We start from the raw sequence: 15,201 nt of genomic DNA, 5'->3' as shown, positions 1-15,201 counted from the left end.
GGGAATGCAATGGGGATGCGTCTCGCATTCGTTGCCGCGATGTGTCTGGGCTTCGGGGGGACTGGCTGTGTTTCGGTGAGTCACGTGCAGACCGCCGACACCCTGGGCCAAGGCAAGTTCCAATTCGCCATGGAGCCGGGCCTGGGTGGGGCCGGCGTCGTGAGTGGGGACGACGTGGAGGGTATCTATTACCCCCATATCGACCTCGCGATGCGTTACGGCGTGTCGGACCGCGTGGACCTGGGCGTGCGCATCGGGTCCTCGCTCGCGGAGCTGCAGTCGAAGTTCCTGCTCACCCATCCCGACAACCCCGACCTGGCCATCTCCCTGGCGCCGTCGGTGATGGGCTTGTTCGTGGGCACGGACGAGGACTCGGTGGTGGGCAGCTACGTCAACGTCGCCATGCCCCTGTTGGTGGGATTCAAGACGTCGGGAGGCTCGGAGTTCGTGCTGGGGCCTCGCGTGTCCTACACCCGCATCGGCGCGGGGAGCGGAGGGGAGAGCGCCGCGGTGAACCTGGTGAGCGTGGGGACCTCGGTGGGGTATGCGCTGCGCGTCACCGAGGGCTTCCGGCTGATGCCGGAAGTGGGATTCTCCGTCCCCGTCATCGGCACCTTCCGCTCGCGAGACGCGGACTCGGAGCTGGCCTCGGGCTTCAACGGAGGCTTCGTCCAGTTCAAGCTGGGCTTCCTCTTCGGCCGGGGGCGCTCCAGCCCGCGTCCGAGCCAGGACGCCTTCACCGACACCGGCGACGTCGACATTTGATGCCGTGCCCCCCTCATCCGCTAACCTTGTCCCGGTCCGAGCCCGCGTGCTCGGGTCCGGACGACGGCAAGGAGGCTTGGGATGGACTCGCTGGAGACTCGGCTGGAGCGGCTGGAGCGGCGCTGCCGGCGGATGCAGGGGCTGACCTTCACCGCGCTCGCGCTGGCGGGCCTGGGCCTGGGCGCCGCGGCGCTGCGGACCTCACCGGAGCCGGTAGGAGGGGAGCTGGTGGCGTCGCGGCTGGTGCTCCAGGACGCGCGCGGCCAGCAGCGGGCCCTCTTGGGCCTGGATGACTCCGGGAGCGCGGGGCTGGTGCTGAATGACGGCCAGGGGCGTCCTCGCGCGCTGCTCGGCGTGGCGGAGGATGGCTCGCCCCGGCTGCGCTTCGCGACGGCCGAGGGAGAGTCCCTGGCGGAGCTCACCGTGTACTCGGACGAGGCCCCCCGGCTGACGCTGTCCAAGCGCGGAGGCGTGGACCTGTTCGCGGTGGGGCTCCAGGTGGATGGCTCCTCGCGGCTGGAGCTGGCGGACGCGGACGGGCGGCCTCGCGCGATTCTGGGCGCGGACGAGAATGGCTCGCCCGGGTTGCTGCTGGTGGACCGGCGCGGGCAGCCCCGGGTGGAGCTGCGCGTGAGTCCCGCCGACGACGCCAGCCTGCGCGTGGAAGGCCGCGACGGCGAGGTGTTCCGCGCGCCGGCCGTGATTCAGTAGGGCGTGCGACTCAAGGCGACAGGTGGCCCAGGCCGATGGGCGCCGCGAGACACGTGTCGGGAATCCCGAACGCGTCGACCAGCGCCACCGCGTCCGGGCGCAGCTCCGTGCAGAGCTTCACGACCTCCTTGCGGATGGCCAGCGCCTTGGACGCCTCCACGAGTCCGTGTTCCTGGAACCAGCCGCTCCCGGACTCCAGGCAGGACAGGCCATAGAGGTCGCACAGGCGGCCCAGCACCGTCTTCAGGCCCGGGTCCTGGACCTTCTCCACGCCCAGGAGGAACTGCTCCAGCACCACGCGCTCGACATGCGCCTCCGACAGCGCGACCAGGTGCGCCTGGACCTGATTGAAGGCGGTGAAGGCTTCCACGCCCGCGGCCATCCGCTTGCGCAGCCGCTTCGCCACCGAGGCCAGCAGGTCCTCCTCGCGGTAGCGCAGCAGCCGGAGCTGGAAGTCCCCATCGCGCAGGTGCTCGCTGTCGGTGCGGCGGGCGGCGAACGGGTTGCGGTCCGCCATGGCCGCGGCCTTGTCCGCGATGAGCTTCAGCACCGCGTAGACGCGGTCATCCTCGAAGCGCTGCCGGTAGTCCGTCAGCAGGCTCTTGGCGACCAGCTGCATCAGCACCGTGTTGTCGCCTTCGAAGGTGGAGAAGATGTCCGTGTCCGCCTTGAGCGCCGGCAGCCGGTTCGCCTCCAGGTAGCCCTGGCCTCCGCACGCCTCTCGCGCTTCCTGGAGCACCGCCGTCGCGCTCCAGGAGGCGTATGCCTTGAGGCCCGCGGCCAGGGCCTCCACCTCCATGGCGTCCTCCTCCGTGCGCTTCACGTAGCGCTCCACCAGGTACTCGAGCGCGAAGTCGAGCGCGTAGGTCTTCGCCAGTGGCCGGAGCAGCCGGAGCTGATGCGTCTGGTGGTCCAGGAGCCGCACCTCCGTCGCGCCGGGAGGGCCGAACTGCCGGCGCGTGTCCGCGTAGCGCACCGCGATGGTCAGCCCGCTCTTGGCCGCGCTCAAGGACGCGCACGCCACGCTCACCCGGCCCGCCACCAGCGTGCCCAGCATGGTGAAGAAGCGCCGCCCGTCGCTGGGGATGGAGCTGGTGTACTCGCCCTGCGCGCTCACCTGGCCGAAGCGGTCCAGCAGGTTCTCCCGAGGCACCCTCACGTGGTCGAACCACAGCCGGCCGTTGTCCACGCCGTTGAGGCCCATCTTCCGGCCGCAGTCCTCGACGCGCACGCCGGGCAGCGTGCGGCCCTGCTCGTCGCGCAGCGGCACGAGGAGCGCGTGGACCCCCAGCGCCTTGCCGCCGACCTCCAGCTGCGCGAACACCGTCGCGATGCGGCCGTGCTTCGCCGCGTTGCCAATCCACTCCTTGCGCGCGCTGTCCGACGGCGTGTGGACGACGAAGTTCCCTGCCTCCGCGTCGTAGCGCGCCACCGTCTTCACGTCGCGCACGTTGGAGCCGTGGCCCAGCTCGCTCATCGCGAAGCACCCGGGCAGCTCCAGCGAGGCGACCTTCGGCAGGTACTCGCGGTGGTGCCGCTCGGTGCCGAGGAAGAGGACGCTCGCGCCGAACAGGCCGAAGTGGACGCCCACCTTCACCACGAGGCTCAGGTCGAAGAAGGCCAGCGTCTCGAACGCGGCGATGAAGGCACCCAGGTCCGCGCCGGTCTCGTTGCCTTCGGGGAAGGCGATGCGGCCCAGGCCCTGGTCCGCGAGCTGCTTCATCCAGTCGAACACCTGCTCGCGCTGCTTGCCCGTGTCCTGCGGGGAGGTGGGATAGCGGAACGCCGGGGCCTCCAGCCACTCGCGCACCTTCGAGCGGACCTCCGGGTACGTGCGGTCCAGCACCGCGCGCAGGGCCTCGGGGGCGAAGGAGGTGGGCTCACTCGGGCCGATGCGGCGGGGCTCGTGCGCGGCGGAGGGGACGAGGGCGCGCACCGCCTCGCGGCCGGAGACGCCCAGCGCGGCCTCCACCGTCGCGAGCGCGCTCACCAGCTCGGGGAGGGACGGATGCAGCACCTGCGCCTCGGACGCGACCTCTGCCAGCTTCGCGCCCAGCTCCGCGAGGCTCTCCTGGGGGCTGAGCGACAGGCGCTGCGCGGCGGAGCGGATGTGCTCGCGCACGAGCGCCAGCTCATGCGGCGCGGGCGGCATCAAGGGGTCCAGCCAGCGCGCGAGCACGGTGGTGGAGCGCAGGTCCAGCCAGGGCTGTGCGCGCGCCGCCGTGCCCAGCATCCGAATCTCCGCGGGCGTCAGCTCCCCGTCCGTCCAGGCCACGTACAGCATGGGCACCAGGGGTGCGAGCCGCGGCAGCGACAGCAGCTCCTTCGCGGTTGGACGGGTCTCTTCCACCATGTGTGGGCACTCCAGGCTGCGAGGAAACAGGCCCAGTGTGTCCAGCCTGCCTCCCATCGGCAACGGAAGAGCGCCGCGTCAACGCGGGTTCGTCACGCCGACCTGTCGGCATTGCTTCAGCACTGGACAGGTGGAGCAGCGCGGACGCGCGCCCGTGCAGACGTGTTTGCCGAACGGCACCAGCAGGCGATTGATTTCCACCCAGTAGCGGCGCGGCAGCCGGGCCTCCAGCGCTTCCAGCGTGGCCTGGGGCGTGCGCGTCTTCACGTAGCCCCAGCGGTTGGTGACGCGATGCACGTGGATGTCCACGCTGATGACGTCGTGCCCACACGCGATGCCCAGCGCCAGGTGCGCGCACTTGGGGCCCACGCCCTTGAAGGACTGGAGCACCTGGGCATCGCAGGGCAGCGCGCCGCCGAGCTCGTCGCGGGTCCTCACGGCGATGGCGTGGAGCTGGTGCGCCTTGGCCTCGTGGAACGTCACGGGCTGGATGAGGGCGTCGATGTCACCGGGGCTCATGCGGGCGAGCGCGTCCGGGGTGGAGGCCTTCTGGAGCAGCGCGAGCGACGCGGGCAGGCTCACCTCGTCGAGGGTGCGGATGGAGAGCACGCAGGCCACGAGCTGCTCGAAGAGGCTGTCGTGTCCTCGCGCCGCGAGCGCGAACATCGCCGCGTCCGGGAGGTCGCGCACCGCCTCGCGCACGCGTGCGAGCACATCGTCGATGTCGAAGGGGCGCTTGTCGTCGTGGCTCGGCGCGGTGGGGTGGACTCGGGCCACCATGGGCTGCCTCCTCTCCGGAAAGGTGCGGCCTGGAGAGGAGGGTGCCCGGTGCGGCGCGTGGGCCCGGCGGTAGGGCAGGGGAGCGAGGCGCCTCAGGGCGCGGGCTTCGTCAAGTCGAGCGCGTAGAAGTGATTGCAGCCGAAGTGCCCCGTGTTGCCCAGGGGCGCGGAGAGCCGCTCGAAGCCCAGTCGTTGGTAGAGCTTCTGGGCCTGCTTCATGGCGGAGAGCGTCTCCAGGTAGCAGCGCTGGAAGCCCGCCTCGCGCGCGAAGGCGAGGCACTGGCGCAGCAGGCGTTCGCCCGCTCCCTGGCCTCGTGCCTCGGGGAGGAAGTACATCTTGCGCAGTTCGCACACGCCCGGGTCACCGCCTTGGAGTGGCGCGATGCCGCCCCCGCCCACGACGCGGCCCGCACGCTCCACCACGAAGTACGCGTGACGGGGTGGGGCGTAGGCGGCGCTCATCGTGGACACCTCCGCGTCGTGAATCGCGAAGCCCGGCCCGTCGGCGCCGAACTCCGGCATCACCGCGCGGATGAGGGCGGCCACCGCCGCGTCGTCGTGGGGCTGGATGGGGCGGAGCTGCAGGTTTTCGGTGCTCATGGGAGGTCCACCCTTCCATGGACGAGGGGTGGGGGCCAGCACGCCCAGCGGAACTGACAGGTGCGTCGGGTGTGATGCAGCGGTTGTGCACCCCCTTGCACAGGTGCCACCCGGCCGACACGCCTGGAGAAGGGTCGGCGATTTCCAACTGGTGATTCTTCAAGGCATTCTGCGTGGCATGTCCGTTGTAGAGGGGGCCACTCATGTACTGCCCTGAATGCAGGCAGGAGCGCCTGGGGGCTTCCAGCCACTGTGCACTCTGCGGCACGGCGATGTCCGCGCGAACGCGCCTGGAAGTGGAGACGGAGCTTGCTCACGTCCACTTCCTCCTGGCCGAGATGAGTCGCTGGGAGCCCTCCGAGGTGCCGCCTCACGTGCGGCGCTTCCTCTCCGAGCGCTACGAGCGCCAGGCTCGAATCCTCCTCTCCGTGCTCGCCGAGTCGAAGAGTCACGCGCCCGCGGTCCCCTGGGAGCACGCGGCGGTGGCCCCGGCCACGCCCGAGGTGCCCGAGGCCGTGGTGCGCGAGGAATCGCCCGTGGCTCACGAGGCCACCGCGCGCGAGGAGCTGCCCGCGGCCTCCGTGGAAGCGGTCGCGTTGCCCCACGAGCACCCGGCCGTGGTCCTCGCGGAGACGCCGCTGGAGCAGGCTGCGGCGTCGGAGGTCCCGGCGGTCGGGGCCGCCGCCGAGGTGGCCTCGGGGGTGTCCCGGGAAGAGGCGGCGCACGAGGCCGCGAGGTACCTGGGGAGCGAGGCCCACGCGCGGTCCGAGGAGCGCGAGCCTGACGCCTCGGCGCATCCGCTGCCCGAGAATCCGCTGGAGCCGCTGTTCGAGGCACCGCCTCCGCCGAGCCATGCGTCGGCCCGGCTCGTCGAGAAGGTCTCCACCTGGAGCCGCGTGTGGAAGCCGTTCCTCGCGGAGACGCTCTGGTGGTTCATCGGTGCCATCCTCATCCTGTCGAGCACCCTCTATCTCGTCTTCGAGAGCTGGGCGGGAATCTCCTCGAACACGCGCTCGCTCATCGTCTTCGGCATGACGGCGGGCGTGTCCGCGGGCTTCTCCCTGATGGGGCGCTATCTCGCCAAGCGCGAGGCGCTGCGGGACTCGGGGAACATCCTGGGCCTCATCGGCTCCGCGTCCGCGCCGCTGGTGGGCATCGCGCTCGGGCCCATCGGCCTGGGCGAGGCGTCGCTGCTGGAAGGCGTGGGACTGGCGCTGCGAATCCCGCTGTTGTTCGTGTGGGCGCTGGGCGCGGCGTGGCTCGTGCGCAAGCCGGCGGATGCGTTCGACGCGCCCTCGCGGCCCTTCGTCCAGCTGGGGCTCATCTCCACCACGCTGATGATGGGACTGGCGCCGCTGGCCGCGAAGCTGGGGGAGGTCGCGCCGTGGCTCAACGTCCTGCCGTGTGTCCTCTTCTTCCTGTTGTCGAGGAAGTCCGTGGACGAGCCGCGAGAGGGCGGCACGCTGGTGTTCGCGCTGGGGGCTCCGCTCTACCTGCTCATGGCGTATGCGGTGCGGCTGCACGTGGCGCTCGGCGGGGAAGGGGCTTCTCCGGGTTGGAGTCTCTACGCGCCGCTCGTCGCGTTCCTGCTGGCCTGTGCCCTGCGCTTCAGGACGTTGCCGCCGGAGAAGGCGGTGGACCCGCTGGCGCTGTGGGTGGCCTCGCTCCAGTTGATGTGTCTGCTCACCACGGTGGGCGCGCGCGGGCCGATGTTCTTCGTCACCGCCGCCATCATCACCTGGACGATGGTGTCGCTGGCGCGAGGGGGCCTCAACCGGCTGCCCTGGGTGTATCCCGCCTACGCGGCCTCCTACTTCGCCTATGCCACCATGGGGCAGCTCGTCCCCGGCCCGGTGAAGGCGCTCATCGCCTCGTTCAAGGCGTCGATGGGCTACGCCACGGACGTCAAGCTGCCGGTCCAGTACGGCGCGGTGACGGCGCTGCCCTTCATCCTCGCGGGGGTGGTGTTCGCGGTGTCCCGGCTGTGGCGTGGTGAGCGGACCGGCAACGCGCGGGAGGTCGCGCTCGCGGAGGTGTTGTTCCGGTCCACGGCCGTGGCCAGCGTCCTCTTCAGCTTCTACGGGATGGCCGGGCCGGACTCGCGCCCGGCGCTCTGGTGCGTGCTGGGCCTGTCGCTGGTGTGTCTGTTCACGGGCCTGCTGGTGGAGCGCTTCTACCTGACGCTCGTGGGCGCGTTCCTCGCGCCCCTGGTGCCCCTCCTCGCGTTCCACGGGCTGTTGGGTTCGGTGTCCGCCTTCATCTCCGGAGTGCTGGCGCTCGTGCTCGCGGGCGTCTGCACGGTGTGCACCGCGCGGACCCGGAAGGTCCTGGCGCCCGTGACGCTGGTGGTGGGCTCGCTGGGCTTCTTCATGGGGCTCAGCGCCACGCTGAACTTCATGTCCATCCCGGGCATGGTGCTGTGTGGCGCCAGCGCGCTCATCGTCGCGTGGACCCTCCGCAGCGAATTCGTCATGGCGTACGCCGCCTGGTTGGTGGCGCTCCTGGTTCCCAAGGTGATGTTCCAGGCGTCGGAGACGGCGGGGGTGTTCTCGCTGGTGCTGGTGGCGCTGGGGCTGGCGGTCTCGAGCGAGCGCTCCCCGTTGCTGCGCAAGCTGGGCCTGCCGGCCGTCTTCTTCGCCCTGTGCGGCTTCGTCGGCGGCATCGTGGAGCAGGTGGATGGGTTGGGTGTGGCGGTGCTCGTGGCGGCGGCCTCGGTCGCATGGGCATCGCGGCTGCTGCCGCGCGTCCGGCCGCTGGCCGTGGTCATCGCCGCGTTCGCGCTGCTCCCCGACGTCCCGTCCCTCTCCGTGCAGTGGGGTGGGCTGATGCTGCCGGGGATGTCCCTGGGGCTGTTCATCCTCTGGGGTTTGGGGTCATCCGTCGCGGCGGCTCGCTGGGGACGCAGTGCGAGCACCACCACCGCGGCGCTGGTGACGTGGGTCTTCCCCCTGGTGGCCGTCAAGGCGACGTCCGCGTCGTGGGAGAGCCTGTTCCTGACGGGTGTGGCGCTCGCTGTCCTGTTCACCGCGCGAGCGTTGCCCGCGGGGCTCAGCCTCGCGGTGTCCGCGCTGTATGCGACGGCGGGGCTGTACACGGTGGGGCCCGTGGCGCTGCTGGGCCTGGCGGCGGTGTTCGCGCTGCTCGCGGTGGCCGAGGAGATTCCCGCGGTGCTGAGGATTGGCGCCGGAGGCCGCCGCTTCGCGTGGGTGGCCACCGTGTCGTCGGGCCTGGTGCTGCTGTTCGCGGTGCTCCGCTGGGACGACGCGCATCCGGCGTGGATGGTCTCGGGCGCGATGGTGCTTCCGTTGCTGTGGACTCGCGCCAACCGCCTGCCGTACCTCGCGGCGCTCTCGGGGCCCTACGTCTTCGTGGGCCTCCTGGCCGTCGGCGGCGCGTCTCCGGCCTGGCTGTATGTGTGGCCGCTGGTGGCGCTGGCCGTGGCTCGCGCCGCCGAGCACGTCCCCGCGTTCAGTTCCCTGCTGCTGCGCTCGCGTGAGGTGTCCGCGCGCAACGCGCTGTCGCTGGGCATGCAGGTCAGCCTCGCCTGCATCACCCCCTTGGTGATGCTGCGGCCGTGGGTGGCGCCGGAGGTCCTGTACGTCCTCGCCGGCGCGCTCGCGCTGATGCCCGGACCGCGTCCGAGCTTGCGCGTGTGTGGCGCCGCGCTGTTGCTCATCTTCGTTCCAGAGGCCCGGCCCGTCGTCACCGGCCTGCTGCTGGTGCTGGCGCTCGCCGAGCACCACGCGCCCTCCGCGGTGTGGGCGTTCTTCCGGAGCCCTCCGGATGTGCAATTCCGGTGGGGCACGGTCCTCACGGCGCTCGTCATCGCGGCGCTGCCGGTGGTGGATGAGCCGTCGCCCTGGAGGCTGGCGGGTATCGCGGGCGTGTTGACCATGGCCGCGTTCCTGTTGTCGCGGCGGTGGCTGTTCGTGCCCGCGGTCTGGGCGCTCGCGCTCGCGATGCTGGGGCAGACGGACACGCATGCATTCCTGGAGTGGCGGCCCGAGGCGGGGCTGGCCCTCGTCGGCGTGGCGCTGGGGGCGGCGGTGCTGTCGGCGCTCTGCCAGGTGGGCGCGGTGCAGCGCACGCTCGACGCGGTGGCTTCGAGGCTGACGCCGGGGCTGGACGGCACCTGGAGCGAGCCGCTGTGGGTCGGGGGCGCGGGCACGCTCGCGCTGCTGCTGTTGGGCCGGTTGGTGGAGTCCGGGCCGGGCGTGTTGGAGCCCGCCGTGGCGCTGGGCGCGCTGGTGACGTCCCTGATGCTGATGGTGGCGCGCGAGCGGTGGATGGCCAACGTGGCCACGGGGTTGCTCGCGGCGGCGCTGGTGGCCACCGTGCCGCTGCCCTGGGTTCCGGTGGTCGTGAGCGGCGCGGGGTTGGTGTTGTGCGTGGGCGGCATGGTGCTGGATGCGCGTGGCGTGCGCGTGGGGGCGGCGCTGCATCACGGCGGCTGGGTGCTGGCGCTCCTGTCGCTGGCGGCGCTGCGCGACTTGGAGCACGTGGGCACGCCGCTGTGCTTCCTCCTGGGCCTGGGCTCCGCGTGGACGGTGGTGTGGCGGCGGCCCTCGCGTGAGGTGGTGGGGTGGCTGGCCTCGCTCGTGTCGCTGCATGGCGCGCTGATGCACCTGGGGGCGGTGTACTCGTCGGGCCGGGGCTCGGCGTTCATCCTCCCGTACTTCGGCGCGGCGAGTGCCGTGCTGGCCACGCTCGCGCTGTTCCTCGCGAGCGTGAAGTGGCGTCGAATCGTGGGGCTGGGCTTCACCGTCATCGCCCTCGCGGAGGTCTTCGCGGGCCTGTCCGCCCTGGGGGCCCATGACGATGCGCTGCGCGAGGCGCTCGTCGTGAGCGCGGCGTTCGTGGGGTTGCTGTTCGCGCTCGTGCGTCGCGCGGTGCGGGAGCAGGACGAAGTCGCCGCGTACCTGTCGCAGGCGGTGCTCGCGCTGGGCTACCTGTCCGTGCGCCTGTTGGGCATGGGCGCGGAGCCGGGGACGGGGGACACGCTCGCGGCCCTGGTCGGTGGCGCGCTCTTCACGGGCCTGTATCTGCTGGTGCAGCGCGAGGGCTCGGGCCTGACGGTCTTCCGCGGGCCGGCGCTGTGGGGCGCGTTCCTCTTCCCGCTCGCGGGTCTGCTCTCCGCGCCTTGGCACGAGCCGCTCACGGTGGCCGCGTTGCTGGTGGGCCATGCGGCGCACTTCGCGGCGCTGGCGTCGCATCCCTCTCGCCGGGGCGTGGCGTCCATCGCGTCGGTGGCGGCCTTCAACCTGGCGCTGCTCCTGGTCTGGCACGCGACGGGCGAGGGCGAGCCCCAGTTCTACGTCATCCCCGCGGGCCTCTCGCTGCTGGCGCTGCTGCGGGTCTTCCGGACCGGGCTGGAGAGCGATGCGTACGCGCAGCTGCGCGGTGTCGCCGTCACGCTCATCTACGTGGCGGGGGCGTGGAAGCCGCTGATGTTCAACGACAGCCTGGCGATGCTCCTGTGCGTGGTGCTCTGCCTGGTGGGCGTGGGCTTCGGCATCGCGCTGCGCATCCGCTCCTACGTGTACCTGGGCACCGCGTTCATGGTGACGTGCATCGCGGCGAACCTCGTGCGCTTCGGCATGCGGGACCATCGCATCGCCGCGGCCTCGTTCTTCGTGCTGGGGCTGCTCGTCATCGGTTCGATGGTGATGTTCACCGCCCATCGCGCCGCACTCCTCCAGAGGTACGCGCGGGTGCGAGACCTGTTGTCTACCTGGGAGGGTTGACGCTTCCAGTGCTTGGCGAGGCCCCCAAAAGATGGGATTGAATGCGGCCCCAACATTTGGAGGGCCGCCGGTTGTCTCGTCTTCACCTGTTCGCCACCGTTCCGCTGTGTGCCCTCATCGGCTGCGCCACTGTGAAGTCCCACCCGGTGGAGACCTCGCTGGAGGCTCCATCCCCCGTGGCGGTGCACTCCCCGGAGCCCGCCGCACCGGCTCCTGCGGTGGGCGAGGGACTCGCGGTGGACGCACCCGTGGCGGTGGTGACTCCGCCCACGGGTGAGGTCTCCGCGGAGACGGTGGCGAAGCCGGAGGCGGGGGGCGAAGGTCCGCCGCCCGTGTCGAAGGTCGAAGCCGCGGCGTCCCCGCGCCTCGTCGTGACGCCCGAGGTGGTGTCCACCGTCGTGTCGGAAGAGAAGAACCGGCCGCTGGTGACGGGGGTCGTCGCGGCGGCGCTGGAGGCTGTCGCGCTCGTCGTCTCTCCGGGCTCGCGCGAGGATGGCTTCTGGGATGCGTACCGCACGCCCATGCAGATGGCGCGGCTCATCGTGTCGCGCTCCTCGCAGCTCGTGGGGGAGCGCAACCTGGCGCGGCTCAGCCGGGGCATGCCGAATGACTGCTCGGGCTTCGTGCGCCTGGCCTATCTCTCCGCGGGCATCGACCTGGTGGCGCACGGCTTCCTCGCGGGAGAGAACGCCGTCTCCGCCATCTTCCGTCGCGCCACGACGGGTGGACGCATCCACCACAACGCGCCTCGCCCCGGTGACCTCGTCTTCTTCCGCGAGACGTATGACCGCAACCGCGACGGCCGCCGCAATGATGGGATGACCCACGTGGGCGTGGTGGAGGGGATGGCCTCGGATGGCACCGTCACCTTCATCCACCGAGGCAGCAAGGGTGTGGCGCGCAGCCGGATGAACCTCACGCATCCCGAGAAGCACCAGCTCGCGCAGGGCGGCCCCGTGGTGAATGACTTCCTGCGCCCCGCCACCAAGCGCTCGCGGGCGTACCTCACGGGCGAGCTCTTCGTCGCCTTCGCCTCTCCCGAAGGGCTGTAGTTTTCCAGTCATCACCCCGTACCCCGCGTGGCTTTGAAGCTCCACGCGGTTGTTGCGTCATGACGGCCATGCGAATCGCCCTGTTCGTTGGTGTCGTGCTCCTCGCCTCGGGCTGTGTCGTGCATACGCGCCCTCGTCCTCGCCCGGGGCCTCCGCCACCGCCGCCGCGTCCCTCCGCCATGTCCTACAACGAGGCCGTGGACCGAGGCTTCGGTGAGTGTCGCGCGCGCCGCTACGAGTGCCGTCTCAAGGAGGCGCACCAGACGGGACGCGACATCTGGAAGGTGAAGTTCTTCGCCTCCGCTCCCGGCGCGCGAGGCCATCTCCACCTCGAGTTCGACGCCTACTCGCGCGACCTGCTCCGCGTGGACGAGAAGGTGAAGGCCCGTCGAGACCGGGACCATGACGACGACTGGGATGACGACGACGATGATGATGACCACCGTCACGGGCGCGGCCGGGGCAAGAAGCGCGGCCACGCGAAGCACGACGACTGACGGGGGCTGATGACGGCCCGGGGGGCGTGGCTCCCCGGGCTTCTCAGCCGCCCTTCTTGTTGAGCTTCTGGATGGCCCGGTTCGCCTCGTCCTGGCCACAGTCGCCGCTCTTGGATTCGGTCAGCTCGGCCAGCCGGATGAGCGCGGGGACGGCGTCCATGTTCCCCAGCTGTCCCAGGCGTCTGGCGGCGACGCGGCGCACGCCGCAATCCTTGCCGTCCAGCGCCTTGGTGTACGCCACCACGAGGTCGATTCCCTCCGTGGCCTTGATGGCATCCAGGTAGCGCAGCGCGCCCCACTGCGTGGGAGAGAAGTCCTCCTCGACGCGGTCCAGGAAGTGCGGGCGGATGCGCTCCTTGGGGAAGGTGCCCAGCAGGCGCGCGAGGTCCTCGGTGTCACCGCGGCCGAAGTCCTCCGCGAGCCCATCCAGCACGGAGTCCTCCACCGCCGCGCGCCCCTCCACGTCGAGCGTGGCGAGCAGCACCCGCTCCTTGTCGTGGTTGCCCAGCGCATGGTGCGTGGCCGCCAGCGCGCGCCGCACGGGGGCCTGCTTCTGCTCCTCGTTGGAGGTCGCGTTGAGCACCGCGAGCGCCTCGGTCTTGTTGCCGTCCTTCAGCAGGGACATGGCGTGTACGGCGGGGCTGCTGCGGTACACGACCCACGCCACGCCACCGCCCAGGAGGACCAGGGCGCCGAACACCGCCGCGGCCTGCCGGGGCTTCGCGCGAGTGAACGCCACCGTCCGCGCCAGACCCTGCTCGAGGCTCGCGGGGGACAGGCCCGAGCGCAGGGTGTCCTTCAGCGAGAAGGCGCGGAGGCCCGCCTTGAAGGAGGCCAGGGCCGCGCCCGTCTTGCGCAGCGCCGGGGCCACGCGCAGCGCGAGGGCGCTCTGCTTCTCGAAGCGTCCGCCGAAGGGGAGTCCCTCCGCCGCGCGCAGGCAGCGGTAGAGCTGGAGCTGCTCCTCGCGGGCGGGCAGGGTGATGGAGCCACACGGCTCCACGTCCGCCTCGGCGCGGTTGCGCGCCAGGTTCACCGCCTCGGTGAAGGTCACCTCGCCCGCGGCGGCGACGTGCTCCACCGTCTCGAGCACCTCCATCGGCTCGCCCAGCACGGTGTCCGAGGTCAGCAGCACTTCGCCCGCGTGCAAGCACACGCGCACGTGGAGCCGCTCCTCCTCCGGGAGCGTCTGGTTGTGCCGCCACAGGCGGTCCTGCATGGCCATGCCGCACAGCAGGCCCGCGGTGGGCGAGCGGAACACCACGAGCAGCGCGTCTCCGCGCTTCTGCACGAGCCGTCCTTCGTGGTCTCGCACCAGCGGCATCAGGAGCCGGTCATGCGTCTCCAGCATCCGCGCGTTCTCTTCGTGCGTCTGCCGGCTGGTGCGCTCGGTGAAGCCCTGGATGTCGGTGAGCATCACCGTCAGGTTCTGCGGTCGCACCACCGAGTTGCTGCTCGACAGCGAGGGCCCGGTGATGGCGGGGCGCGCTGTCCCGAAGGTGGCCGTGTTCGAGCGCGCCACCGGCTCCACGCCGAACGCGGCCGTGCCCTGGCTGGCGCGCTGGGGCATGGGGGCCGGGGCGTCCAGGGCTCCGAAGGCGGAGGTCCCGGTGGGGCCCGAGGGCATCGCCGCCACCGCGTCCGCGCCGCCGAAGACCGCGGTGCCGCTGGGGCTCGGGGTGCCCGTGGCCACCGCGCCTCCCGCGCCGAAGACGGACGTGCCCGACGGCGTGGTGTTGCTCGGGACGGGGCTTGTGTAGACGGGCGTGCCCAGGCCCGGGGTGAGGACGGAGAGGGACGCGTGGGCGGCGGCCAGGGCGTCCGCGAGCTCGTGCGCGTTCTGCGGCCGCTTCGTCGGGTTCTTCTCGAGCAGCCGCATCACCAGCGACAGCAGGCCGATGTAGCGCGACAGCGACGGCGCGGCCCGGTCCAGCGGCAGCGGGGCGTGCGAGGCATGCTGCGCGAGGAAGTGGCGCGCCTGGGGCCCATCGAAGGGAAGGCGGCCGGCGAGCACGCGGTAGATCAACACCCCGAAGGTGTAGAGGTCGCTGCGCGTGTCCACCTTCGCGCCCACCGCCTGCTCCGGTGACAGGTACTCCGGGGTGCCGAGCACCACGCCCACCTGGCTGACGTTGCTCTGCGCGTCCGGCTCCACCAGGCGCGCGATGCCGAAGTCCAGGAGGCGGGCCTGCTCACCTCTCGCGCCCGGGGAGATGAAGACGTTCTCCGGCTTCAGGTCCCGGTGGATGATGCCCTTGTCGTGGATGGCGGCGAGGCCCTCGGCCAGCTGGTGCAGCAGCGGCAGCGCGCGCCCCGGGGCCATGGGGCCTTGGGCGAGGACGTCGAAGAGGCTCTCGCCCTCCACGAACTCCATCACCAGACACGCGTGGTCGCCGGACTCACCGAAGTCGACGATGCGCACCACGGCGGGGTGCTCGACGGCGGAGAGGAGGCGGGCCTCGCGCTTGAAGCGCTCGGCCATGCCGGGCTGGGCGTTGAGGTCATGGTGAAGGACCTTGATGGCCACCTTGCGGCCCAAGGAGACCTGTTCACCCAGGTACACTTCCCCCATGCCGCCCGAGCCCAACGGACGGAGGACCCGGAAGCGACCGTCGAGGACGAGAGAGTCGGGAGCCAGCACGCCGGGCGCATCTTGTCCGAACTCCGTCCGGCGCGCATGACGAACATCTGAGGGTGCCCCTG

General features: G+C 71.3%; 9 protein-coding genes. 5 read left to right on the top strand and 4 right to left on the bottom strand.

Features of this window, described 5'->3' with window-relative positions:
- Nucleotides 1-84 precede the first annotated feature (84 nt).
- Together MYSTI_RS34895 and MYSTI_RS34890 are read left to right on the top strand one after the other, a co-directional pair.
- The gene (locus tag MYSTI_RS34895) at nt 85-765 is read left to right on the top strand and encodes a hypothetical protein (protein WP_233278055.1); all 681 of its coding nucleotides are present in this window, start codon (nt 85-87) and stop codon (nt 763-765) included.
- Nucleotides 766-846: 81 nt separating this feature from the next.
- Nucleotides 847-1,476: a hypothetical protein gene (locus MYSTI_RS34890; RefSeq protein ID WP_015352555.1), complete on the top strand. Its 630-nt coding sequence runs from the start codon at nt 847-849 to the stop codon at nt 1,474-1,476.
- A 10-nt stretch (nt 1,477-1,486) separates the two neighbouring features.
- On the opposite strand, the gene MYSTI_RS34885 is transcribed toward MYSTI_RS34890, so the two are convergent.
- The 3 genes from MYSTI_RS34885 to MYSTI_RS34875 all read right to left on the bottom strand — a co-directional run bounded on the left by MYSTI_RS34885 (nt 1,487) and on the right by MYSTI_RS34875 (nt 5,208).
- Nucleotides 1,487-3,829 carry an acyl-CoA dehydrogenase family protein gene (locus MYSTI_RS34885; RefSeq protein WP_015352554.1) on the bottom strand — a complete coding sequence of 781 codons (2,343 nt, stop codon included), beginning with the start codon at nt 3,827-3,829 and terminating at the stop codon, nt 1,487-1,489.
- Between the two features lie 78 nt (nt 3,830-3,907).
- Nucleotides 3,908-4,609, bottom strand: coding sequence for an endonuclease III domain-containing protein (locus tag MYSTI_RS34880; protein WP_015352553.1), 702 nt, complete (start codon nt 4,607-4,609; stop codon nt 3,908-3,910).
- 92 nt (nt 4,610-4,701) lie between these two features.
- Complete coding sequence (locus MYSTI_RS34875) at nt 4,702-5,208, bottom strand: GNAT family N-acetyltransferase (protein WP_015352552.1); 507 nt, start codon at nt 5,206-5,208, stop codon at nt 4,702-4,704.
- Nucleotides 5,209-5,411: 203 nt separating this feature from the next.
- Here MYSTI_RS34875 and MYSTI_RS34870 point away from each other — a divergent pair, with 203 nt between their 5' ends.
- The 3 genes from MYSTI_RS34870 to MYSTI_RS34860 all read left to right on the top strand — a co-directional run bounded on the left by MYSTI_RS34870 (nt 5,412) and on the right by MYSTI_RS34860 (nt 12,501).
- Nucleotides 5,412-10,952 carry a ribonuclease E domain-containing protein gene (locus MYSTI_RS34870; RefSeq protein WP_015352551.1) on the top strand — a complete coding sequence of 1,847 codons (5,541 nt, stop codon included), beginning with the start codon at nt 5,412-5,414 and terminating at the stop codon, nt 10,950-10,952.
- A 71-nt stretch (nt 10,953-11,023) separates the two neighbouring features.
- Nucleotides 11,024-12,004 (top strand): NlpC/P60 family protein, encoded by a 981-nt coding sequence (locus MYSTI_RS34865; RefSeq protein WP_233278054.1) that lies wholly within the window; start codon nt 11,024-11,026, stop codon nt 12,002-12,004.
- 68 nt (nt 12,005-12,072) lie between these two features.
- Nucleotides 12,073-12,501 carry a hypothetical protein gene (locus MYSTI_RS34860; protein WP_044900872.1) on the top strand — a complete coding sequence of 143 codons (429 nt, stop codon included), beginning with the start codon at nt 12,073-12,075 and terminating at the stop codon, nt 12,499-12,501.
- A gap of 43 nt (nt 12,502-12,544) precedes the next feature.
- Here the strand turns inward: MYSTI_RS34860 and MYSTI_RS34855 are convergent, their stop codons facing one another.
- On the bottom strand, nt 12,545-15,139 hold the full coding sequence (locus tag MYSTI_RS34855) for a protein kinase domain-containing protein (protein WP_233278053.1): 2,595 nt from the start codon (nt 15,137-15,139) through the stop codon (nt 12,545-12,547).
- Nucleotides 15,140-15,201 lie beyond the last annotated feature (62 nt).

Source organism: Myxococcus stipitatus DSM 14675, assembly GCF_000331735.1.
Classification (GTDB): domain Bacteria; phylum Myxococcota; class Myxococcia; order Myxococcales; family Myxococcaceae; genus Myxococcus; species Myxococcus stipitatus.
The sequence above is the reverse complement of the archived record's forward strand: the minus strand, read 5'-3'. Positions and strand labels throughout refer to the sequence as shown.